Below are 23,385 nucleotides of genomic sequence, written 5' to 3'. Positions count from 1 at the left end.
CATGGACGCTTGCGCTACCGCCAGGCTCCGTTCCCTTCTCTCTAGCCAGGAAACCATTGCCATGACCAAGCTTCACACTGCCCAGCGCCCAGTCCCGAACGTCGACATGGACGCGCAGCGTACCTCCACGCTGGGCAGCCGCTTGCGGCTCACGCCGCTCGCCTACGCACTGACCACCATGCTGATGGCGGGCGCCTTTGCCACGCCGGCCCGCGCGCAGCAGGCGTTCAGCGGCGGCTGGTTCGCGGCCAAGGGCGCGGCGCAGAATACGGCGGCCACTTCGGGCCGCCTGCCGAATGGCCAGCCGCTGCCGTTGGGCAGCCGGCCCGAGGGTCAGCAACAGCAGGCAAATCAGCAGTTGCAGCGCTCGCTTAACAACCTGAACCTGGCCGCGCGCGCCATCGCCGCGCAGCAAGCGATCCAGGCGCAGGCGCGCCAGGCGGCGGCTGGCGTGCCCGGCGCACCCGATGGCCTCGTGAAAGGCGGCTTGCAGGTCGACACCAACAGCCTGACGGCCGGCTGGCTCAACGCCCAGGCGCCCGTGCAGACGGTAGCGAACGGCAAGACGGCCGTGGTGGTGCAGCAAACGGCGGACAAGGCCATCCTGAACTGGGAAATGTTTAACGTCGGCAAGGACACGACCTTGACGTTCCAGCAACAAAAGGATTGGGCCGTGCTGAACCGGGTCAACGATCCGCAAGCCCGTCCCAGCCAGATCCAGGGCCAGATCAAGGCCGACGGCACGCTGCTGCTCGTCAACCGCAACGGCATCGTCTTCAACGGCGCGAGCCAGGTCGATACGCGCAGCCTGGTGGCGGCCGCGGCCCGCATCAGCGATGCGCAATTCCAGAAAAACGGCATCTACAGCCCCGGCACGGCCGGCGCCACGACGTTCACGGACGCGGCCGGCAAGGTGCAGGTGCAGGCCGGGGCGCGCATCGCCAGCAATGCGCCCAAGGGCAGCACGGAAGGCGGCGGCTATGTGATGCTGCTGGGTAAGGAAGTCCACAACGGGGGAGAGATCGGCACGCCGAAAGGCCAGGCCCTGCTGGCCGCCGGCGACAGCTTTACCATTAAAAAAGGCGTAGGCACGGATGGCAACCCCCTGTCGACCACGCGCGGCAGCGAAGTCACGCCGCAGTTCGCGGCCGGCAGCACGGCGGGCAAGGTGGTCAACACGGGCCTGATCCAGGCGCGCGAAGGCGACGTCACCCTGGCCGGGCGCACGGTGCAGCAGGACGGTGTGCTGCTGGCGTCCACCACCACGGCCACGCGCGGCACCATCCACCTCAATGCCCTGGGCAGCGACGCGGCCGTCACCGTGGGACGCGGCGCCACCACGGCCATCCTCGTCGAGGATGACGGCAAGACGACGGCGCTCGACAGCCAGCGCGACGCCATGCGCGGCCCGGCCGTGACGTCGACGGAAAACATCCTCGCCGTCAACGACCGCCGCGACCAGTCGCGCATCGAGATCGGCAGCGCCGGCACGGTGGAATTCATGGGCGACTCCCTGACCCTGGCCACGGGCGGCCAGATCGCCGTCAACGCGGCCAGCCGCAGCCTGCTGCGCGACGGCGCCCAGCTCGACGTTTCCGGCGCCGTGGGTGTGAAGGTGGCGATGGAAGCGAACAATGTCGAGATCAACGTGCAGGGCAACGAGCAGCGCGATGCGCCCGTCAACCGCGACGGCAAGGCCTTGATCAATAACAATATCTGGGTGGACCGCCGCAAGCTGGTGTTCGTGCCAAAAGGCACGAACGGCTACGACAGCGACCGCTGGTACACGGCGGGCGGCTTGCTGGAAGTGGCCGGCTACCTGGGCACGCAGGGCCACTCCGTCAGCGAATGGATGGCGCAGGGCGGCACGGTCAGCTTCGGCGGCAAGGATGTCGTCACGCAGCTTGGCTCCAGCATCAACCTGTCGGGCGGCACCCTGGACGTGCAGACGGGCGCGCTGCGCCAGACCTGGCTGAAAGGCGCGGACGGCAAGCTGTATGAGGCCGGCAGCGCGCCCGCCGACTTGCCGTATGCGGGCGTGTACAAGGGTTACGAGGAAGAGCATGTGCGCTGGGGCAAGGATGCCAGCGCTTTTTACGCCAATCCATTGATCGCCGCGCAAAAGCGCCTGGAAAACGGCTACACGGTGGGCCGCGACGCGGGCAAGCTGGTGGTGGCGACGGGGTCGGCCGTGCTGGAAGGGGGCATCGCGGGCGACGTCTTCCAGGGCGAGCGCCAGGCGCAGGCGCCGCAAGCGCTGCTCGACGGTTACCAGCAGTCGCAGCTGGCGGCCGCGCAGCGGGGCCAGCTGGTCGTGGGCCAGTACGTGCCGATGTTCGACAAGCGCACGGGCGTGCTGCAGCATGCGCTGTCCGCCGTCATGGACGAGGTGCGCCTGACGCGCGTGCAGGACGGCATCGCCGCCGGCCTCGACGTGACTGGCGTGCTGTCCACCGAGCGCGAGGGCAAGCTGCTGCTCGACACCACCTTGCTGAACAATCAGCAATTGGGCGCCCTGCGCATCGCCGCCAAGGGCGCGATCACCGTCGACAGCGCGCTGCAGGTGGCCGATGGCGGCAATATCACCCTGTTCGGCAAGGACGTGGCCATCAATGCCAGCCTGCGCAGCCGTGGCGGCAGCATCGCGGCAGGCAACGTGCTGAACCAGATCGGTTCGCTGGGCATGCTCGATACCTTCGTCAATCCTGGCGTGCCTCCGGGCACGCTGGTGCTGGCCGACGGCGTCAGCCTCGATGCCAGCGGCCTGCTCAGTAACGTGCTGCGCGACCCGCTGGCCGCCGCCGGCCTGCCTTATATGAACGGCGGCAGCGTATCGTTGCGAACGTATGGCGACGTGCGCATCGGCAATGGCAGCCTGGTCGACGTCAGTTCCGGCGCGGCCATCCTGGCGCAGGCGAAACAGCAGGGCGGCAAGGGCGGAAACGTGACCCTGGCCAGCTACGGACCGAAGGCCGACCTGGTGCTGGGCAAGGGCGCGCAAGTGCGCGGCCACGGCGTGGCGGGCGGCGGCAAGCTGGAATTGCAGGCCAACAAGATCATGATCGGCAACGTTGAAAAACCCGAGGCCGGCGCCCTGCAGCTGGACGGCGGCTTCTTCGACAAGGGTTTTTCCAGCTACAGCCTGGTCGGCAAGCAGGGCGTGACGGTAGCAGACGGCGCGCAGGTGGACGTGCGCATGCCGGTATTGCGCGTGGCGGACAATGAAAAACTGGCCCTGTGGATGCCGGAACAGGTCACGGAAAATCCGCTGAAGGGTACCTTGACGCAGCGCAAGGGCGCCAGCCTTGCCATGCAGGTGGGCGATATCCAGTCCGGCGCGGCCGACATGGCCATCGCCGAATTGCTGGTGGGCAAGAATGCCGTGGTGAGCGTCGACGCGGGCCAGTCCATCAAGCTGTCCAGCGTGGGCCAGCTGACGGTGGAAGGGCGCCTGAACGCGTGGGGCGGCAAGATCAGCCTGGGCGGCGTGGGCGTTGACCGGACGGTTTCCGAAGCGGTGGAAGCGGCCGGCCATGGCCGTTCCATCTGGATCGGCGAGCATGCCGTGCTGGACGTGGCCGCGCGCGCCGTCAGCGCCACGGATGCGCAGGGCCGGCGCTACGGCAAGGTGGTCGATGGCGGCAGCATCGTCGTCGGCGGCGAGATCGACCATGCACAGGGCAGCACTTCGGCGGCCAGCCTGTTCGTCGTCGTGCGCGACGGCGCCGTGCTCGATGCGTCCGGCGCGCATGCCGTGCTCGACGTCAATGGCGACGCCATCGGCGTGGCCAGCGCGGGCGGCAGCATCGCGCTGGCGTCGAACAATGGCTTGTACCTCGATGGCCAGCTGCGGGCCAGGGCCGGCGGCGCGGGCGCGGCGGGCGGCACCCTGTCCGTGGCCACGGGCACGCCCGAATACCTGAAAGTGCTGGCCACGCCCAAGGTGCTGCAGGGCCGCCAGCTGGCCGTGACGCAGCGCCAGGGCGCCAGCGACCTGGCCGCGCACGTGAGCGCGCAGGACGCCGCGGCAACGCTGCAGTATGGCCACGGCCGTTTTTCCGTGGAGCAGGTGGAGGCGGGCGGTTTCGCCAACCTGGCGCTGCTGGGCGCCGCTTCGTTCGATGGCGACGTGTCGCTGACGATGCGGCAAAGCTTCCAGCTGTACGGCGCGCCGCTGCTGTCGCCCGGCAGCCAGCCTGGCGCGCGCATCGGCATCGCTGCGCCGTACGTGCGCCTGGCCAGCATCAAGCCGGCTGGCCGCGATTTCTATACGACGCCGGGCAGCGCGGGGGAGTCGCCGCTCGCCAGCCAGGTCAGCATAACGGGCGGCCTGATCGACGTGCGCGGCATGGTGAACATGCTGGCTGACGACGTGCGCTTGAGCAGCCGCGGCGACCTGCGTTTGCTGCTGTCCCCGCTGGGCTGGGATGGTAACGAGGCAACGACGGTGCTGTCCACGCCGGGCGACATGACCCTCAATGCGGCCCAGCTGTATCCGGAATCGGGCGCCGGCGCCGCCGTGCGTGCCGGCCATGGCGCCATCGATGGCAAGTTCGGCTACGACCCTGCGCGCAGCCTGACCATCGGCCGCGCGACCGACACCGTGCCGGCCATGCCGTATTCCGCCTTCGGCTCGCTGGAGCTGGAAGCGGCGCATATCGAGCAGGGCGGCGTGGTGCGCGCGCCGCTGGGGCGCCTGGTGATCGGCGCGGCCCGCTATGACAATGACAAGAGCCTGAGCGTGAATCTGCTGGCCAACAGCATCAGTTCCGTCAGCGGCGCGGGCCTGGTCATGCCGTATGGCGGCACCGTCGATGGCCAGACCTGGAACGTCAACGGCAAGCCGGTCACCTTGATGGGCGTGGGCGGCATCAATTCGCAGGGCGGCCTGCTCAACGGCGTGCAATTGGGCGGCGTGGCCGTGGACGTGCGGCCGGGCGCGCTGCTCGACCTGTCCGGCGGCGGCGAACTGGCGGGCGCCGGCTTCATCGCGGGCCGCGGCGGCTCCACCGATGCGCGCTACCATCCGTTGGCGCAGGTGGGCGCGAACGGCGGCTTTGTCCTGCCGGGACTGGCCACCAACCCCGTGTACGCCATCGTGCCGGGCGCGCAGGCGCCGCAAGCGCCCGCGGGCGGAGAAAAGGCGGCGTCCGATCCGGCCGTGGGCCGGCAGGTGACGATAGGCAGCGGCGTGCCCGGCCTGGCCGCCGGCACCTACACGCTGATGCCGTCGACCTACGCCCTGTTGCCGGGCGCCTTCCGAGTGGAGCTGAACGGCCTGGCGGGGCAGGGCAGCGGCGCGGCCCCGGCGCAGCCGTTGCGCAACGGTTCCTGGGCCGCGCCCGGCACCCTGTCGATCGCCGGCACGGACATCCGCGCGCCGCTGGCCAGCCAGCTGATACTCACGCCGGCCAAGGTCTTGCGCACGTATTCGCAGTACAACGAAACGGGCTATGCCGCCTTCGCGCTGGCCGATGCGCAAAGGCGGGGCATTCCCCGCGCGCTGCTGCCGTCCGATGCGAAAACGCTCAAGCTGACCATGCTCCAGGACGGCGGCCTGGACACCTTCCAGTTCAAGGGCACCGGCAAGTTCGGCGCCGCCGAGGGCGGCTATGGCGGCACCGTGATCGTGATGCCGAGCAATAGCGCCAAGGGCGACATTGAAATCCTTGCCGACGGCGCGCCGGCCACCCGCGACGCCGGACTGGTCAGCCTGCGCGCCTCGAGCCTGAACAGTATCGGCGCGGCCCGTATCCTGGTGGGCAATGCGCCGTCGGTGGAATATGGCCAGGCCGGCAACTACGTGAGTTTCGGCGCCAATTCGGCGCGCTCCATCTACCTGCGCGCGGGGGCCGTGCTGTCGGCGCCCGAGGTGTTCCTCGTCGCGCAGGACCCCAGCAGTTATCTGCTGGGCGACGGCTTGATCGATATCGCGGCCGGCGCCGGCATCAGCACCCTGGGCAAGGGCAAGGCCGCGTATGACGCCAACGACGGCTTCATCTACAAGAAGGGCCGCGCGGACGTGCACATGCTGGCCGCGTCGAACGGCTTGCTCAATGTGGCGCCGGTCAGTGGCACGGCGCGCGGCGGCATCCGCATCGGCACGGCCAGCCTGTACTCGGAAGGCACCTTGCTGCTGTCGACCAATGGCAGCTTCGCGCTGGACGACTCCGCCCGCTACGGCACGCGCAACCTGAGCCTGGCCGTGGGCGCCATCAACATGGGCAGCAGCGAAGCGCTGGCGGCGGCCCAGGCCAACGGCACGCGCGCCAACGGCCTGGCCATGAACCAGGGCGTGCTGGACCGCCTGCTGCGCGGCGACACCAGCGCGGGCGCGCCGGCCCTGCAGGCGCTGGTGCTGAGCGCGGCGGACGGCGTCAATTTCTATGGCGACGTGGTGCTCGACACCTACGACAAGACGACGGGGAAATCCACCTTGGAGCGCCTGGTGCTGACCACGCCCGCCATGTATGGCCAGGGCGATGCGGGCACGGTGGCCACCATCCGCACGGCCAACCTGGTCTGGGGCGGCGCCCTTTCGCCGGCCGGCAATGTGATTGCGCACGGCGCCGGCACGGGCAGCGGCACCCTGAACCTGGAAGCGGAACGCATCGATTTCGGCTTTGGCCCGTTCACGCAGCCGGCCAGCGTCGCCTCGTTCGACCGCCTGGCGCTCGGTTTTGGCACGGTCAACCTGAAAGCGTCGGGACAAGTCACGGCCAACCACAAGGGCAGCCTGTCCGTCTACCAGTCGCAGGGCGGGTATGAAACGGGCAAGGGCTACCAGTACAGCGGCGGCAACCTGAACATCGGTACGCCGCTGCTGACGGGCGACGCCGGTTCGGCGCACAGCTACACGGCGGGCGGCGCGCTGAAGGTGGCGGCGCCGGCCGGCGCGGCGCCAGCGGCTCCCGCCAAAAATAGCGCCGCGCTGGGCGCCCAGCTGGCCTTGAACGGCGACAGCGTCAGCGTGGCGACGGCCGTGGTGTTGCCTAGCGGCAAACTCACCGTCAACGCCCTGCACGACATCACCGTGGCGGACGGCGCGCGCATCGACATGGCGGGCCGCAAGAGCACCTTCTTTGACGTGGATAAATACAGCTGGGGCGGCGACGTCATCCTGGACAGCCGCGCCGGCGACATCCGCCAGGGGGCGGGCAGCGTGATCGACCTGTCGGCCGAGCATAACCGCGCCGGCAGCCTGAAGGCCGTGGCGCTCGATGGCGCGGCCGGCATGGTCGATTTGCAGGGTAAAATACTGGGCGGTGCCAGCGGCAGCTACGACGCGGGCGGCACGATGGTGCCGTACAAGAAGGGCAGCGTGGACGTGCGCGCGCAGACCCTGGGCGCCGGAGGCACCCTGGACAGCCAGTTTGCGTCGCTGAACCAGCGCCTGAATGAAGGCGCGGTGACGGGCGCGCGCAGCTTCCAGCTGAAACAGGGCGACTTGACGATCGGCAACGAGTTGAAGGCGGGCGAGGTGCAGGTGGCCGTCGACAATGGCCGCCTCACCGTCGCCGGCGTGATCGACGCCAGCGGCGAGCGCGTGGGCAGCATCCGCCTGGCCGGCCGGCATGGCGTCACTCTGGCCGGCAACGCCGTGCTCGACGCGCACGGCACGGTCCTGCGCGTCGACAGCTATGGCAAGATCATCGACAGCCCGAACCGTGCCACGGTGGAACTGAATGCGGGCGAGGGTGTATTGAACCTGGCCGGCGGCGCGCAGATCGACGTGCGCCACGGCACGGCGGCCGTGGCCGGCAAGGGCAAGGGCGAACACGATGGCGCGGTGCGCGGCACGGTGGAGCTGAGCGCGCCGCGCCTGGGCAGCGGCGGTGCGCGCACAGACCTTGACGCGGCCACCTTTGGCGACATCGCCATCGCCGCCGGCGGCGGCTTGACCATCCGCGGCGCGAAATCCATCGCCGTCAACGCCATGCAGCTCTACGACGACGCGGCCTACGCCACGGACCTTTCGGCCAGCGGCCGCCCGTATCAGGTGATCAACCAGGCTTACCTCGACAGCAAGCATGGGGACAGCACGGCCTTCATCGATGCGGCGCTGGCCAACACGAACTTGCGCAACGGCAAGTTGGCGGGCCTGGCCACGGCCGCGTATGTCGATGCGCTGCATCTGCGCCCCGGCGTCGATATCGTCAGCAAGACCCAAGATGGCGACCTGGTGGTGCAGGGCGACCTGGATCTGTCGGGCATGCGTTATGCCAGCCTGAATCCGCGCTTTCAAGTAAACAATTTGCGCGGTTCGGGCGAGGTGGGCAGCCTGCTGCTGCGCGCCGGGGGCGACCTGAGCATCTATGGCAGCATCAATGACGGCTTCGCGCCGCCGCCCGCCACCCAGGACGACAGCGGCTGGAAACTGTTGCCGGGGCGCGACATCAACGGCAGCGACGTCATCGTGCCGGGCAAGGGCGTGACCCTGGCCGACGGCACGCTGTTCCCGGGAGGCATCGCGCTCAATTACGACTTGCCCGTCAAGGGCTTCAATCTGCTGGCCGACACGCGCCTGCCCGTGGCCGTGACCCTGGACCAGGCGATCACCGTGCCGGCCGGCACGGTGCTGGCGGCCGCCGTGCGCGACGGCGCCGGCAATATCGTCCACGCGGCCGGCACCCTGCTGGCCACGGCGCAGACCTTCACCGCCGGCATGCGTCTGGACGCCGGCAGCGTGCTCAAGCAATCGGTGACGCTGCGCGCCATGACCTGGCCCAAGGGCGTGCCCCTGCCTGGCGTGGCGGGCGAGCGCTCGGTGGTCGCGCTCAATGGCCAGCTGGCGCTGGCCGTGGGCTCGCTGATCCCGTCCGGCACCGACGTCAAGCTGTTGCCCAATGTGGATTCAATCGGCCTGCGTCCGGAAGTGGCGGGCAGCCAGGGCAAGCTGTGGGCCATCGCGCCCATGCTGGCCGAAGGCTCGCAAGCGTGGGGCATGCGCCTGGTGGCCGGCGCCGACCTGGACGGGGCCGACACGCGCGCCGTGCAGGCGCATCCCGCGCACGGCACCCTGCGCCTGGCCGACAGCCATTACGGCATGTACGGCATCCTGATCCCGCCGAAGGGCGTGCAGTACTGGACCAAGGAAGCGCAGGAGCTGGGCGAGCGGGAGGGCTTCCCCGGCATCGTGGCGGGCGAACCCATCACCGAGGAATTCACCAGCCAGTTCGGTCAGACTGTCGAGGTGTTTTGCGCCAACGACCCTACCATGTGCCTGCTGAAGGTGGCCTATGTATGGACCAGGGAAGGCGCGGAAGAGTTTGCCGACCCCAAGACCAAGGCGGGCGATGTGCTCGACCCGGTGGCGCTGGGCTGGCCCACCATTTGCGAGGAAAACCCCACCTGGTGCGGCACGTCGAACCCGACGTTCGACTACAAGGCGAGCAGCCTGCGCTACAGCGTGCTGCGCACGGGCACGGGCGACCTGGACCTCGTCAGCGGCGGCAGCCTGCGCATGGACAGCCTGTATGGCGTGTACACGGCCGGCATGTCGTCCACGCCGACGGCGGCCGGCGACCCGTACAACCTGCCGCGTTCGCGCAATGCGGACGGCAAGGTGCTTGGCAACCCCGACGGCGCCCATGAACGCCTGGTCGACGGCGGCGCCGACAGCATCTACCGCGCCTGGTATCCGGAGCAGGGCGGCAACCTGCTGTTGAAGGTGGCGGGCGACTTGAGCGGTTCGCTGGTCGATAAGTCCAGCGAAATCAGCCAGCGTCCGGTCAGCAAGGATGGCATGGCCGACTCCGTGGCAGTCGGCAACTGGCTGTGGCGCCAGGGCAGCGGCGGCGTGGCCACGGGTGGACAGCCCCAGCCGGTGGCGTGGTGGATCAATTTCGGCAGCTACGTGGGCCGCCCTACCCTGGCTGACACGGTGCTGGGCTTTACGGGTTTCGGTACCCTGGGCGGCGGCAATGTGCGCGCCGAGGTGGCGGGCGACGCCGGCGTGCTGGCGCCGCTGACCGCCAGCACGTATAACCGCAGCATCAATCCCCGTTCGCAGGGCTTGCTGCTGGCCGTGGGCGGCACGGGCCGCGTGCAGGCCGACGGCAGCCTGCTGCAGACGGGCGGCGGCGACCTGGAGCTGCGCGTGGGCGGCGCCCTCAATCCGGCCGGCATGGCAAGCCTCGCACACCTGAATGGCGCGCTGGTCGATTTGCGCGGCCACGCGGAAACGTCGGCCACGCAACTGGGCAGCGTGGCGCTGCAGTACGGCACCTGGGGGACCGATCACGTGCCGCTGGAATCGCGCGCCTACGACGCCTTCCGCGCCACGCGCGCCACGCCCCGGGGCGGCATGACCCTGGTACCGGGCGACGCCACGTTCAGCGTGGCAACCTTGGGCGACCTGGTGCTGCAGGACGTGGCCGACCCCGGCCGCGTGACCCCGTTCAATGGCACGCCGTTCACCGGCGCGGCGGGCGAGCAGGGGTATGGCTACGGCTGGTTCAGCCTGTGGACGCCGCGCACGGCGCTCGACCTGTACTCCGCCGGCGGCAACATGACGCCGCTGGCGGCGTCCGTTGGCACGGACACCGACCTGGCCATCGTCTATCCATCCATCGTACGGGCCGCGGCCGCAAATGGTAGCCTGTACTATGGCAAGACCATCACGGATTGGGGTGGTGCATCCGCGTATGCCCCGCCGTTGTTGCTGGCGCCGTCTCCCAATGCACAGCTGCAATGGCTGGCCAGCGATTCCATCTATGCGGGCGGATTTGCCGTCAGCCAGTCCGGCGCCGCCGCCGACAGCATGGCGACGCCGTTCAGGCCGGGTTTCACGGGCTGGGATGTCAGTCCTTACGTGACCGATCCTCTGGCCGCGAATGTCTCGAGCATGGGGGCGCCGGCGACGCAATCGAACTTCCCGCTGTTCGCCTTCGGTCCCGACTCCTCGGCCGGTCCCGCCAACAGCGGCACGCAGACGGCCCGCATCTATGCAGTCACGGGTGACCTGGTGGGCGTGAACAGCGGCCGCATCCTCGAATTTTCCAATGGCAAGCGTGCAGGCATTACCTGGTACGAGGGCGGCCAGCCCGTGTGGATGAAGGCGGGCCGCGATATCGTCGGCAGCGGCACGGCGCAGCTGGAAGCCAACGACGGCACTGCCAGCGGCAGAGACATAAGCTTCCGCAATATCAACAACCTGGTCGTGCATAACAATGTGTATGACGTATCGGTGGTGTCGGCCGGGCGCGACATCCTGAACAGTTCCTTCAACGTGGCCGGTCCCGGCACGCTGGACATCAGCGCCGGGCGCAACATATTGATGCAGGACAAGGGCAGCGTCGTCAGCCTCGGTCCCGTGGTGGCGGGCGACAAGCGTCCGGGCGCCGGCATCGCCATGCAGGCGGGCGTGGGCGCGGCCGGACTCGATTACCTGCGCTTCGTCAAGCCCTACCTGGACCCGGCGAACGTGGCGCAGAAGGGCGTGCCGCTGGCCGACCAGGCGGGCAAGGTCGTGAAAGCGTACGACAGCGAACTGGCGGCGTGGCTGGGCGAACGCTACGGTTTCAAGGGCACGGCCGCCGAGGTTCTGGCCTTTTACCTGGCCTTGCCCGAGCCGCAGCAGCGCGTGTTCGCCCGCAATGTGTATTTCGCGGAACTGAAGGCGGGCGGGCGCGAATACAACGACTGGGACAGCTCGCGTTATGGCAGCTTCCTGCGCAGCCGCAACGCTATCGCGGCCCTGGCGCCGGCCACGGACGCCAACGGCAAGGCGCTTGCCTATGCGGGCGACATCGTCATGTACCGCGGCCTGTACGCGGTGCGCAATGACGGCGAGCAGCGTTGGGATTACTACCCCCGCAGCGGCTACGTGCACACGAACTTCGGCGGCGACATCCAGCTGCTGACGCCAGGCGGCAAGCAGGTGTTCGGCATCGAAGGCGAGGCGCCGCCGGCGACCTCGGGCATCATCACCAAGGGCGGCGGCAATATCGAGCTGTTCTCGCACGGCAGCATCCTGCTGGGCCAGAGCCGCATCATGACGACGTTTGGCGGCGATATCCTCGGCTGGTCGTCGGAAGGCGACATCAACGCGGGGCGCGGTTCGAAGTCGACCATCGTCTACACGTCGCCCAAGCGCGTGTATGACAACTGGGGCAACGTGACCCTGTCGTCCGACGTGCCGAGCACGGGCGCCGGCATCGCCACCCTGGCGCCGATCGCGGAAGTGCCGGCCGGCGACGTGGACTTGCTGGCCCCGCTGGGCACCATCGACGCGGGCGAGGCGGGCATCCGCGTCTCGGGCAACGTCAACCTGGCCGCGCTGAAGGTGATGAATGCGGCGAATATCCAGGTCAAGGGCGAAGCGAAGGGCATGCCGACGGTGGCGTCCGTCAACGTGGCGGCCATGACGAACGCCAGCGCGGCCGCTTCCCAGGCCACGGCGGCGGCGCAGGACGTGGTGCAGCGCGAGCGCGCCGCCACCCGTTCCGCGCAGCCATCCGTGTTCACGGTGCGCGTGCTGGGCTTTGGCAGCGAAGCACCGCCCGACAGCGCGCAAGCGGCGCCGCAGGAGGGCGCGCGCATCGAGGCGGCCGACTACAACCCGCGCAGCGCCGTGCGCGTGCTGGGACTGGGCACCTTGCCGGAATCGGCCACGCGCCAGCTGACGGCGCAAGAGCGCAGCAGGTTGTCGCCATGATGGCCGGCATGGCGAATGTGGCTGCTGTCTTGCCCCTGCGCGCGGCGGGGCATGCCGGCATGGCCTGGTGCCGGTCCGCCATCCGGCCCCGTTTGCAGGCGGCCAACGACGTGGCGCCCCTGCCGATACCGGCGCCGGCGCAGGGCGCCCGGCTGCAGGCGGTGCTGGAAGGCAATTACGCGGGACTGCACCGGCGCCTGGCGCGCCACCTGGGCTGCGCCGAGCTGGCCAGCGACAGCCTGCACGACGCCTGGCTGCGGCTGGGCGCGCTGGCGGCCGGGGACGGCGCGGCGCTGGCGCACAGCCCCATCGCCTATGTCTTCCGCGTGGCGTGCAACGCGGCCATGGACAGCCTGCGCCGCAACCGCGCCTGGCTGTATGCGGACGAGGGCGGTGACGATGGCGCCGCCGGCCTGGTCGATTTCCTGGCCGATACGGCGGCCGGGCCGGAACGCCTGGCCGAGCTGCAGGCGGACGTGCGGCGCCTGGCGCAGGCCGTCGACTTGCTGCCGCGGCGCCACCGGCAAGTGCTCGAAGCGCTGCGCGTGGATGAGCTGACCCGCCAGGAAGTGGCCGAACGGCACGACATGTCGCTGCGCAACGTCGATACGGCCCTGCGCCAGGCGCTCGACCATTGCGCGCGCCACACGGGGTACGCGGCGCAGGGGGGCGTCGGCACGACCCGGCGCGGCCTGCGCTTGCGCCAAGGATAGGCGCTCCCCCATGTTTTACGTTCGTTTGCGTACAGACGCGCAGAAATTCCGCTGACAGACTGGAACTCCGGGCCTGCATGCGCCCACCCAGCCCACTGCCAGGAGGAAGCGCGACATGACCGAGTGTAATCACATCAATGCCGGCAGGCGCGGCGTGCTGATCGCCGGCGCGCTGTCGGCCACGGCGGTGGCCGTGCCCGGCGTGGCGGGAGCGGCGCAAGCGGTGAGCACGTCCGGCCAGGCGCCGCCCGTCCTGATGCAAGTGAGCCTGGACGTCAACGGCCAGCGCCGCAGCCTGGAACTCGACACGCGCACCACCTTGCTCGACGCCTTGCGCGAACACCTGCACCTGACGGGCACCAAGAAGGGCTGCGACCACGGGCAATGCGGCGCCTGCACCGTCCTGCTCGACGGCCAGCGCATCAATGCCTGCCTGACCCTGGCCGTGATGCATGACGGCGCGAAGGTCACCACCATCGAGGGGCTGGGCACGCCCGACAAGCTGCATCCGATGCAGGCGGCCTTCATCGCGCATGACGGCTATCAATGCGGCTATTGCACTCCGGGGCAGATCTGTTCGGCCGTGGCCGCGCTGGGCGAGATCCGCCAGGGCATCCCCAGCCACGTCAGCACCGACTTGAATGCGGCGCCGCAGGCGACGCCGGAAGAATTGCGCGAACGCATGAGCGGCAATCTCTGCCGCTGCGGCGCGTATTCCAACATCATCGAAGCCATCACGGAAGTGGCGGGGAGGCCCGCATGAGAGTGTTCAGCTACCAGAAGCCCGCCACGCCGGCCGAAGCGGCGGCCGCCGCCGTGAACACGCCGGGCGCCAGGTTCATCGCCGGCGGCACGAATCTGCTCGATCTGATGAAACTGGACATCGAAACGCCCGCGCATTTGATCGACGTCAATGGCCTCGCCCTGGACAAGGTGGAAACTACAAAGGACGGCGGCTTGCGCATCGGCGCCCTCGTGCGCAACACGGCGCTGGCGGCCCATGCCACGGTGCGCCGCGATTACGGCGTCTTGTCGCGCGCCTTGCTGGCCGGTGCCTCGGCGCAACTGCGCAACAAGGCGACGACGGCGGGCAACCTGCTGCAGCGCACGCGCTGCCCGTATTTCTATGACACCAACCAGGCCTGCAACAAGCGCGTGCCGGGCAGCGGCTGTTCGGCCATCGCCGGCTTCAGCCGGCCGCTGGCGATTTTGGGCGGCAGCGAAGCCTGCATCGCCACGCATCCCAGCGACATGGCCGTGGCCATGCGCGTGCTCGACGCTTCCATCGACACGGTGCGGGCCGACGGCAGCACGCGCAGCATCCCCATTGCGGACTTTTACCGCTTGCCGGGCAGCACGCCGCAGCTGGAAACCGTGCTGCAGCCGGGCGAACTGATCACCAGCGTGACCTTGCCCCGGCCCGCTGGCGGCATGCACGTCTACCGCAAGGTGCGCGACCGCGCCTCGTATGCGTTCGCGCTGGTGTCCGTGGCGGCGATTATCTTGCCGGACGGCACGGGCAGGCTGGCCCTGGGCGGCGTCGCGCCGCAGCCGTGGAGAATTGCCGCGGCGGAGCAATCGATGCCCCAAGGCGCCACCGCCGTGAGCGAACGCCTGCTGGCCGGCGCCCTGCCGACGGCCGACAACGCCTTCAAGGTGACCCTGGCGCAGCGCACGATCGCCGCCGTGATGGCGCACGCATCCGCACAGAAAGGCTAGGGCCATGAAATTTACGACACCGGCGACCACCAATCCCATCGACCAGCTGAAAGTCGTGGGCCGCCCCACGGACCGCATCGACGGCCCCCTGAAAACCACGGGCACGGCGCCGTACGCCTATGAACAAAACAAGGCCGCGCCGCACGCCGCCTACGGCCAGGTCGTAGGCGCGGCCATCGCCAGGGGCCGCATCGCCTCCATCGACACCAGCGCGGCGCGGCGCGCGCCCGGCGTGCTGGCCGTGGTGACGGCGGCATCGGCTGGGAAATTGCGCAAAGGCAAGATGAACACGGCCAGGCTGCTGGGCGGCCCCGAGGTCGAGCATTACCACCAGGCCATCGCCCTGGTGGTGGCGGAAACCTTCGAACAAGCCCGCTCGGCCGCGCAGTTGCTCGACGTTAAGTATGTCGAACAGCCGGGCGTTTTCGACCTGGCCAAGGCGAAGAATACGGCCACCAGGCCGAAGGATGGCCAGCCCGACAGCAAGACGGGCAACTTCGCCGGGGCCTATGCCCAGGCCCCCGTGCGCCTGGACGCCACCTATACGACGCCCGACCAGTCGCACGCCATGATGGAGCCGCACGCTTCGATTGCCGCCTGGGAAGGGGATAAATTGACGGTGTGGACGGCGAACCAGATGGTGGACTGGGGCCGTGGCGACCTGGCCCGCACCCTGGGCGTGCCGAAAGACAAGGTACGCATCGTCTCGCCCTACATCGGCGGCGGTTTCGGCGGCAAGCTGTTCGTGCGCGCGGAAGCCTTGCTGGCAGCCCTGGGCGCGCGCGCGGCGCAGCGTCCCGTCAAGGTGGCCCTGACGCGGCCCTTGATGTTCAACAACACGACGCACCGGCCCGCCACCATCCAGCGCCTGCGCCTCGGCGCCACGCGCGATGGCAAGATCACGGCCATCGGCCATGAATCGTGGTCGGGCGACTTGAAAGGGGGCCAGCCGGAAACGGCCGTGATGCAGACGCGGCTGCTGTACGCGGGGCCGAACCGCATGACGGCCATGCGCCTGGCCGTGCTCGATTTGCCGGAAGGCAACGCCATGCGCGCGCCGGGCGAGGCGCCGGGGCTGATGGCGCTGGAGGTCGCCATGGACGAAATGGCCGATAAATTGAAAATGGATCCCATCGTCTTTCGCATCCTGAACGACACGAAAGTGGACCCGGAAAAACCGGGCAGGCCGTTTTCCCAGCGCCGCCTGATCGATTGCCTGCGCACGGGCGCCGTGGAATTCGGCTGGAAGGAGAGATCGACGCAGCCGGGCATGCGGCGCGACGGCCGCTGGCTCGTGGGCATGGGCGTGGCGGCCGCCTTCCGCAACAACCTCGTCATGCCGTCCGCCGCCCGCGTGCGCCTCGACGGCAATGGCATGATCACGGTGGAAACGGACATGACGGACATCGGCACGGGTAGCTACACCATCATCGCGCAGACGGCGGCCGAAATGCTGGGCGTGACCTTGACGCGGGTCGTCGTGCGCCTGGGCGACTCGGATTTCCCCGTTTCGGCCGGTTCGGGCGGGCAGTGGGGCGGCAACAGCTCCACGGCCGGCGTGTACGCGGCCTGCGTGCGCCTGCGCCAGGCCATCGCCGCCAAGCTGGGTTTCGATGAGAAGGAGGCGCGCTTTTCCGACGGCCAGGTGAGCCAGGGCGAGCGCAGCGTGCCGCTCGCAGCCGCCGCCTACCATGGCGACGTCGTCGCGGAAGACCGCATGGAATATGGCGACCTCGATAAAAAATTCCAGCAATCCACGTTCGGCGCGCATTTCGTCGAAGTGGGCGTGGACAGCGACACGGGCGAAGTGCGCGTGCGCCGCATGCTGGCCGTGTGCGCGGCCGGCCGCATTTTGAACCCGAAAGCGGCGCGCAGCCAGGTGATCGGCGCCATGACCATGGGCGTGGGCGCGGCCCTGATGGAGGAACTGGTGGTCGACCAGCGGCGCGGCTACTTCGTCAACCACGACCTGGCCGGCTACGAAGTGCCCGTGCACGCCGACATCCCGCATCAGGACGTCATCTTCCTCGATGAAACGGATCCCATGTCCTCGCCCATGAAAGCCAAGGGCGTGGGCGAACTGGGCATCTGCGGCGTGGCGGCCGCGATCGCGAATGCCGTCTATAACGCGACGGGGGTACGCGTGCGCGACTATCCGCTGACCCTCGACAAGCTGCTGCGGGGGCTGCCCGCCATGACCTAGCCTCGGCCTGGCGTCCTGGCGTCGCCGCGCGCGTGACAAAGCGTGTATTTTTGGTAATTTTCAAGTGCTATGCTCGGAACGCATCTTGCGGGGCAAATTTCAGCTCCGCAAGGCCATGCCGCCAGGAGAATGCATGAACAGCTCACCAATGCCGCCGCGGATACTGATCGTCGATGACGAGCTGGCGCATGTGCGCGCGCTGTGCGACACCTTGCGCGGCCAGGCTTACGACACGACGGGGCTCGCCTCGGGCGAGGCGGCGCTGTCCCTGCTGGCCGTCGAATCGTTCGACCTGCTGCTGGTCGACCTGATGATGCCGGGCATGAACGGCATCGCCGTGGTGGAAGCGGCGCGGCAGATCGATCCCGACCTGGCCTGCATCATCATGACGGGCGAAGGCACGATTGCCTCGGCCGTGCAGGCCATGCAGGCGGGCGCGCTCGATTACGTCGTCAAGCCGTTCAAGGTGTCGGGCATCCTGCTGATACTGGCGCGGGCGCTGGAAACGCGCCAGTTGCGCATCGCCAATGCGCGCCTGGAACTGCTGCTGCGCCAGCACACGGCCGAACTCGACGCCATGAACAAGGATTTGCAGCTGGCCCGCGAAGTGGCCGAGCGGGCGAACCAGGAAAAGACCAATTTCCTGTCCAGCATGAGCCACGAGCTGCGCACGCCGCTCAACGCCATCCTGGGCTTTTCGCAGATGCTCACGTCCGATTCCATCCCCTCGACGGCGCAGGAAAGGAAAACCTTTGCCTCGCACATCTTCGGCGCCGGCCGGCATTTGTTGACCTTGATCAACGATATCCTCGACATCGCCAGGATCGAGTCGGGCAATATGTCGCTGTCGATGGAGCCCGTGGACCTGGCCGGCATCTACCACGAATGCTGGCAAATGATGGAACCGCTGGCGCACAAGCGCGGCATCACCCTGACGTTCGTGGAAGCGGTCGGCCTGCATGTGCTGGCCGACCGCACGCGCCTCAAGCAGGTGCTGATCAACCTGCTGTCGAACGCCGTCAAGTACAACCGCGAACAGGGCGAGATCCACGTCGATTGCCAGCCCGTCGATGCGCAGCGGCTGCGCCTGTCCGTGCGCGACACAGGCGCCGGGTTGAGCGCTGCGCAGCTGGAGGCGCTGTTCCAGCCCTTCAATCGCCTGGGACGCGATGCGCGCGACGAGGAGGGCACGGGCCTGGGACTGGTGGTCAGCAAGCGCCTGGCCGAAGCCATGCAGGCCAGGCTCGGCGTGGCCAGCACGCCGGGGCGCGGCAGCACCTTTTGGCTCGACATCGCCAGTTGCCCGGCCCGCCAGCCGCAGCAGGAAAGCCCGCGCCTGCCCGCCATTGCCCGGCCCGCCGAGCCGATAGCGTTGCCGGAGCGCAAGACGTTGCTGTATGTGGAAGACAATCCCCTGAACGTGACCCTGGTGGCGGGCCTGATCCATTTTCGCCCCGATCTCGACCTGCTGTCGGCCGGCGACGGGCAAACGGGCCTGGAGATGGCGCGCCGCCACCTGCCGCAGCTGATACTGATGGATATCGACCTGCCCGATATCAGCGGCACGCAAGTCATGCAGCTGTTGCGCGCCGATGCCCGCACGGCGCATATTCCCGTCATCGCCCTGACGGCCGTGGCGGGTCCCGGCGATGTCCGCCAGGGGCTGGCGGCCGGCTTTTACCGCTATCTCACCAAGCCGGTCGACGTGGTGGCGTTTTCCGAGGCCGTCAACAGCGCGCTGGAGTCGGCCACGGCGCAGTGCAGCGCATGAGCGGCCCGGCGCCAGCGCGGCGGACGGTCTGGCTGGCGGCCGCACTGCTGCTGGCGGTGCTGGCCGCCATCGCTCTGTGGCGGCTGTTTGCCCGTCCCGCGCCGCCGCCCGGCCCCGTGGAAGAGCTGCGCCTGGCCGTGAACGCGGAATACGTGGGCAGTTGCCCCGTGCTGGCCGCGCACGGGCAGGGCTATTTCGCGCGCGAAGGCATCCACGCGCGGCTGCAATCCTACTCGTCGGGCAAGGCGTCGCTGGAAGCCGTGTTGCAGGGCCAGGCCGACCTGGGCACCGTGTCCGATATTCCCGTGGTGCTGGCGAGCCTGAAGAACCAGTCCGTCGTCATCATCGCCAGCATCTTCGAGGCCGAACGCGACCACGGCATCGTGGGACGCCTGGACCGCGGCGTGTCCACGCCCGCCAGCCTGAAGGGCAAGCGCATCGGCGTGACCCTGGGCACCTCCGGCCAGTTCGCGCTGGACGCCTTCCTGAACCGCCAGAAGCTGCTGCCCGGCGAAGTCACCCTGCACAACTACGCGCCGGACCAGCTGGCCGCTGCGCTGGCGCGGGGTGAGGTCGATGCGGCGGCCGGCTGGGAGCCGTTCCTGACGGCCATGACGCACGCCATCGCGGGCAAGGCGGCCATCTTCTATGGCGAGGACGTGTATGCGGGCCTGTTCAACGTGGCCGGCGCGGGCGATTACGTGCGTGCGCACCCGGTGACGATGCGCAAGGTGTTGCGCGCGCTGATCGCCGGCGCGCGCTTTTGCCAGGACGAGCCCGACGCCGCGCGCGCCCTGTTTGCCAGGGCGTCGCCCGGCGAGGCGGCGCGCCTGCAGGCGGCCTGGCACGGCTATCAGTTTGGCGTCGTGCTCGACCAGGGCTTGCTGCTGGCGCTGGAAGACGAGGCGCGCTGGGCCATCAAGAACCGCCTGGGCGAGCGCGGCGACATGCCGAACTTCCTCGACGCCGTCTATCTGGATGGCCTGGAAGCCGTGGCGCCATCGGCCGTGACGGTCATTCATTGAGAGGGCCACCGTGAAAATTGTCACGCGCTTCAAGCTGGCCCAATTGTTTTGCGTGGTGCTGGTGGCCATCATCGTCGCCGTGCTGTTCTCCACCACCATGGCGATGCAGCGCGAACTGGCGAAGAACAAGGCGGCAGCCGATATCCTGCAAGCCGTCACGTCGCTGCGCTACCTGTCGATCGAATATGCGCTGCACCATGGCGCGCGCACGCGCGCCCAGTGGCAGCTGCGCAGCGAGTCGCTGTCCACGGGCCTGCTGGCCACGCCCGCCTTCAACGGCGACGAGGAGCGCAAGCTGCTGCGCGAATTGCAGGGCGACCTGGCCGGCGTGGGCGGGCTGTTCGAGCTGTTTGTCGCGAATCACCGCGAGCTGGGGCAGGACCCGCAGCGGCGCGAGGTGCTGGGCGAGCTGGAAGCGCGGCTGTCGGGCCAGATCATGGGCAAGGTGCAGGGCATGATTTCGGATGCGATGCGGCTGTCCGAATTGAGCCGGCAAGGCGTGCTGGAGGCGCAGCAGCAAGCCAACGTGGCCGTGATGCTGTTTGGCGGCATGATCATCGCGCTGGTGGCCGGCCTGATCTACTTCACCATGACGAGCGTCACGGGACCGCTGGAAAAGCTGCGCCAGGGCACCCTGATCGTCGGCGCCGGCAAGCTCGATTTTGCGCTCGGCGTGCACACCAAGAATGAAATCGGCGACCTGGCGCGCGCCTTCGACGGCATGACGGAAAAGCTGCGCCGCACCACCGTTTCGCGCGACGAGCTGGCGCACACGAATGCCGCCCTGGAAACGCAGATCGCCGAACGCCAGCTGGCCGAGCGCAAGGTGCATGAACAGCTCGAGCGCCTGAACCTGCTGCAGCAGATCACGCGCTCGATCGGCGAGCGGCAGGACTTGCGCAGCATCTTCCAGGTGGTGGTGCGCAGCCTGGAAGAGCAGCTGCCCATCGATTTCAGCTGCATCTGCCTGTATGAGCCGTCGCAGCACGCGCTGCAGGTGACGTGCGTGGGCGTGCGCAGCGAGGCGCTGGCGCAGTCGTTCATGATGAGCGAACACGCGCACATTCCCATCGACGAAAATGGCCTGTCGAGCTGCGTGCGCGGCAAGCTCGTGTATGAAGCCGATATCGCCGATGTGGCGTTTCCGTTTCCGCAGCGGCTGGCGCAAGGGGGGCTGCGCGCCCTCGTCATGGCGCCGCTGCTGGCCGAAAACACGGTCTTCGGCATCCTGATCGTGGCGCGCCGTGCCGCGCACAGCTTCACCAGCGGCGAATGCGAATTCCTCAGCCAGCTGAGCGAGCACGTGGCGCTGGCCGCCAACCAGGCGCAGCTCTACGGCGCGCTGCAGCGCGCGTATGACGATTTGCGCCAGACCCAGCAGTCGGTGATGCAGCAGGAGCGCCTGCGCGCGCTGGGGCAGATGGCCAGCGGCATCGCGCACGATATCAATAACGCCATTTCCCCCGTGGCCCTGTACACCGAGTCCTTGCTGGAGACGGAAACCAATCTCAGTCCGCAGGGCCGGCATTGTCTGGAAGTCATCGAACGGGCCATCGACGACGTGGCTGCCACCGTGGCGCGCATGCGCGAATTTTACCGCCAGCGCGAACCGCAACTGGCGCTGTCGCCCATCAATGTCAACCTGGTGGTGCAGCAGGTGCTGGACTTGACGCGCGCGCGCTGGAGCGACATGCCGCAGCAGCGCGGCATCGTCATCGCCCTGCGCATGGAGCTGGCGGACGGGTTGCCCATGCTGCCCGGCAGCGTGGGCGAAATCCGCGAAGCGCTGACGAACCTGGTCTTCAACGCCGTCGACGCCATGCCGGAAGGCGGCACCCTGACCGTGCGCACGGCCTGCATCGCCGCGCCGGGCCAGGCCGGGGTACGGCAGGTGCAGGTCGAAGTGGGCGATACGGGCATCGGCATGGACGAAAATACGCGCCGCCGCTGCCTGGAGCCGTTTTTCACCACCAAGGGCGAGCGGGGCACGGGCCTGGGCCTGGCCATGGTGTACGGCATGATGGAGCGCCATGGGGCCGGCATCGACATCGTCACGGCGCCGGGGCAGGGCACGGCGGTGCGCCTGGCGTTTCCCGCCTGCGCGGAAGGCGAGGGGATCGAAGTGCCCGACACGGCCCACGCCGTGCCGCCGCGCCTGCGCATCCTCGTGGTGGACGACGACCCGATGGTGCTCAAGTCCCTGCGCGATATCCTGGAAATCGACGGCCACGACGTGGTGTCCGCCGATGGCGGCCAGGCCGGCATCGACTGCTTCCTGGCCGCCTGCGACAGGGGCGAGCATTTCGCGGTGGTCATCACGGACCTCGGCATGCCCCACGTGGACGGGCGCAAGGTGGCCAGCGCCGTGCGCCAGCATTCTCCGGCCACGCCCATCATCATGCTCACGGGCTGGGGCCAGCGCCTGGCGGCCGACAGCGACTACCCCGAACACGTCAACTGCGTGCTGGGCAAGCCGCCCCGGCTGAAGGAATTGCGGCGCGCCTTGAACATGGTCATTTCGACGGGGTAGGGACTGGGAGGGAAGGGCAAGGCCGTCAGCGCCTTGCCGGCTTGCTGGCAGCGGGTACTATGCTTTCGTGCAAGTCGTTTCGGTAATATCCAGGTTCGCGGCCTTGCCGCTGGCATCCGAGAAGACCGTGTCATACAGGAATTGTACCGCGTAATCTTTCACCACCAGGTTGCCGCTGGCATTCAGACGGAATTCCCGGCCCCGTCCAATCGGCGCATCTTGCGTGCTATAAATACCGGCATAGCCGATTTTATCGGCAAGATGGATCACCGGATAGATGCGGTCGTTGATCAATCGGCTGGCAAGATTGCCGGCGCCGCCATAATGCGCGGTATCGGGACCGGTGATGATGCCCTGGTTCAAGGACAGCGTTTGTGCCGATGCCCCCAGATACGGGTAATAGGCGAGACCCGATATCTGCAAGGTATCGCCGGCGCCTGCGGCGATCTGGCCCAGCGTCTGCGAGCCGGTCGCACACTTCCACTTGCCGTCCAATGTACCGCTGCTGATGGTCGCGATGACCGATGGCGCAGGTGCGGCGTCGCCGCCACCTCCGCCGCCACAGGCGGAAAGCATGGTGGCAAGCATAGTGATGATCATTTTTTTCATAATAGGGTCGATGATGCCGGCAAGGCGTGCCGTAGCGCGCCGTGATTCTACGGATATTTCCGGAAGGAAAGTTCACGAATTGTCACATGGCGCGCTATTATTCTCTTGCTATGAAAAACGCTGGTGCCGGTACGCCTGGCCTGCTCCGGTGACGGGG

At 68.3% G+C, this 23,385-nt stretch carries 9 protein-coding genes; 8 read left to right on the top strand and 1 reads right to left on the bottom strand.

Features of this window, described 5'->3' with window-relative positions; translation table 11 throughout:
* The first annotated feature begins 61 nt into the window (after window positions 1-61).
* From OX459_RS12450 to OX459_RS12415, 8 genes are all read left to right on the top strand, one after another.
* The gene (locus OX459_RS12450) at window positions 62-12,658 is read left to right on the top strand and encodes a filamentous haemagglutinin family protein (protein ID WP_289905262.1); all 12,597 of its coding nucleotides are present in this window, start codon (window positions 62-64) and stop codon (window positions 12,656-12,658) included.
* The gene (locus OX459_RS12445) at window positions 12,655-13,371 is read left to right on the top strand and encodes a sigma-70 family RNA polymerase sigma factor (protein WP_289905261.1); all 717 of its coding nucleotides are present in this window, start codon (window positions 12,655-12,657) and stop codon (window positions 13,369-13,371) included. Before OX459_RS12450 ends, OX459_RS12445 begins: the two co-directional genes overlap by 4 nt.
* 115 nt (window positions 13,372-13,486) lie before the next feature.
* Complete coding sequence (gene paoA / locus OX459_RS12440) at window positions 13,487-14,134, top strand: aldehyde dehydrogenase iron-sulfur subunit PaoA (RefSeq protein ID WP_099664257.1); 648 nt, start codon at window positions 13,487-13,489, stop codon at window positions 14,132-14,134.
* Window positions 14,131-15,090, top strand: a complete 960-nt coding sequence (locus tag OX459_RS12435; protein ID WP_289905260.1) for a xanthine dehydrogenase family protein subunit M — start codon at window positions 14,131-14,133, stop codon at window positions 15,088-15,090. Before paoA ends, OX459_RS12435 begins: the two co-directional genes overlap by 4 nt.
* Before the next feature lie 4 nt (window positions 15,091-15,094).
* A complete protein-coding gene (gene paoC / locus OX459_RS12430) occupies window positions 15,095-17,293 on the top strand; it encodes an aldehyde oxidoreductase molybdenum-binding subunit PaoC (protein WP_289905259.1) in 2,199 nt (732 codons plus the stop codon).
* 133 nt (window positions 17,294-17,426) lie between these two features.
* Window positions 17,427-19,064, top strand: a complete 1,638-nt coding sequence (locus OX459_RS12425) for a response regulator (protein WP_289905258.1) — start codon at window positions 17,427-17,429, stop codon at window positions 19,062-19,064.
* Entirely contained in the window at window positions 19,061-20,089 is a 1,029-nt protein-coding gene (locus tag OX459_RS12420; RefSeq protein ID WP_289905257.1) for an NrtA/SsuA/CpmA family ABC transporter substrate-binding protein, read from the top strand. Before OX459_RS12425 ends, OX459_RS12420 begins: the two co-directional genes overlap by 4 nt.
* Before the next feature lie 10 nt (window positions 20,090-20,099).
* Window positions 20,100-22,619 carry an ATP-binding protein gene (locus OX459_RS12415; protein WP_289905256.1) on the top strand — a complete coding sequence of 840 codons (2,520 nt, stop codon included), beginning with the start codon at window positions 20,100-20,102 and terminating at the stop codon, window positions 22,617-22,619.
* Between the two features lie 57 nt (window positions 22,620-22,676).
* Here OX459_RS12415 and OX459_RS12410 read toward each other — a convergent pair whose 3' ends face one another.
* Window positions 22,677-23,228, bottom strand: a complete 552-nt coding sequence (locus OX459_RS12410) for a hypothetical protein (RefSeq protein ID WP_289905255.1) — start codon at window positions 23,226-23,228, stop codon at window positions 22,677-22,679.
* Between the last annotated feature and the right edge of the window lie 157 nt (window positions 23,229-23,385).

Origin of the sequence: Janthinobacterium sp. SUN026, from assembly GCF_030397625.1 — a bacterium.
Lineage (GTDB): Bacteria > Pseudomonadota > Gammaproteobacteria > Burkholderiales > Burkholderiaceae_D > Janthinobacterium > Janthinobacterium kumbetense.
The sequence above is the reverse complement of the archived record's forward strand: the minus strand, read 5'-3'. Positions and strand labels throughout refer to the sequence as shown.

Coding starts and splice junctions, on each gene's coding strand:
- paoA (WP_099664257.1), top strand. CDS start 13,487: ATGACCGAGTGTAATCACATCAATGCCGGCAGGCGCGGCGTGCTGATC.
- OX459_RS12410 (WP_289905255.1), bottom strand. CDS start 23,228: ATGAAAAAAATGATCATCACTATGCTTGCCACCATGCTTTCCGCCTGT.
- paoC (WP_289905259.1), top strand. CDS start 15,095: ATGAAATTTACGACACCGGCGACCACCAATCCCATCGACCAGCTGAAA.
- OX459_RS12425 (WP_289905258.1), top strand. CDS start 17,427: ATGAACAGCTCACCAATGCCGCCGCGGATACTGATCGTCGATGACGAG.
- OX459_RS12450 (WP_289905262.1), top strand. CDS start 62: ATGACCAAGCTTCACACTGCCCAGCGCCCAGTCCCGAACGTCGACATG.
- OX459_RS12445 (WP_289905261.1), top strand. CDS start 12,655: ATGATGGCCGGCATGGCGAATGTGGCTGCTGTCTTGCCCCTGCGCGCG.
- OX459_RS12420 (WP_289905257.1), top strand. CDS start 19,061: ATGAGCGGCCCGGCGCCAGCGCGGCGGACGGTCTGGCTGGCGGCCGCA.
- OX459_RS12435 (WP_289905260.1), top strand. CDS start 14,131: ATGAGAGTGTTCAGCTACCAGAAGCCCGCCACGCCGGCCGAAGCGGCG.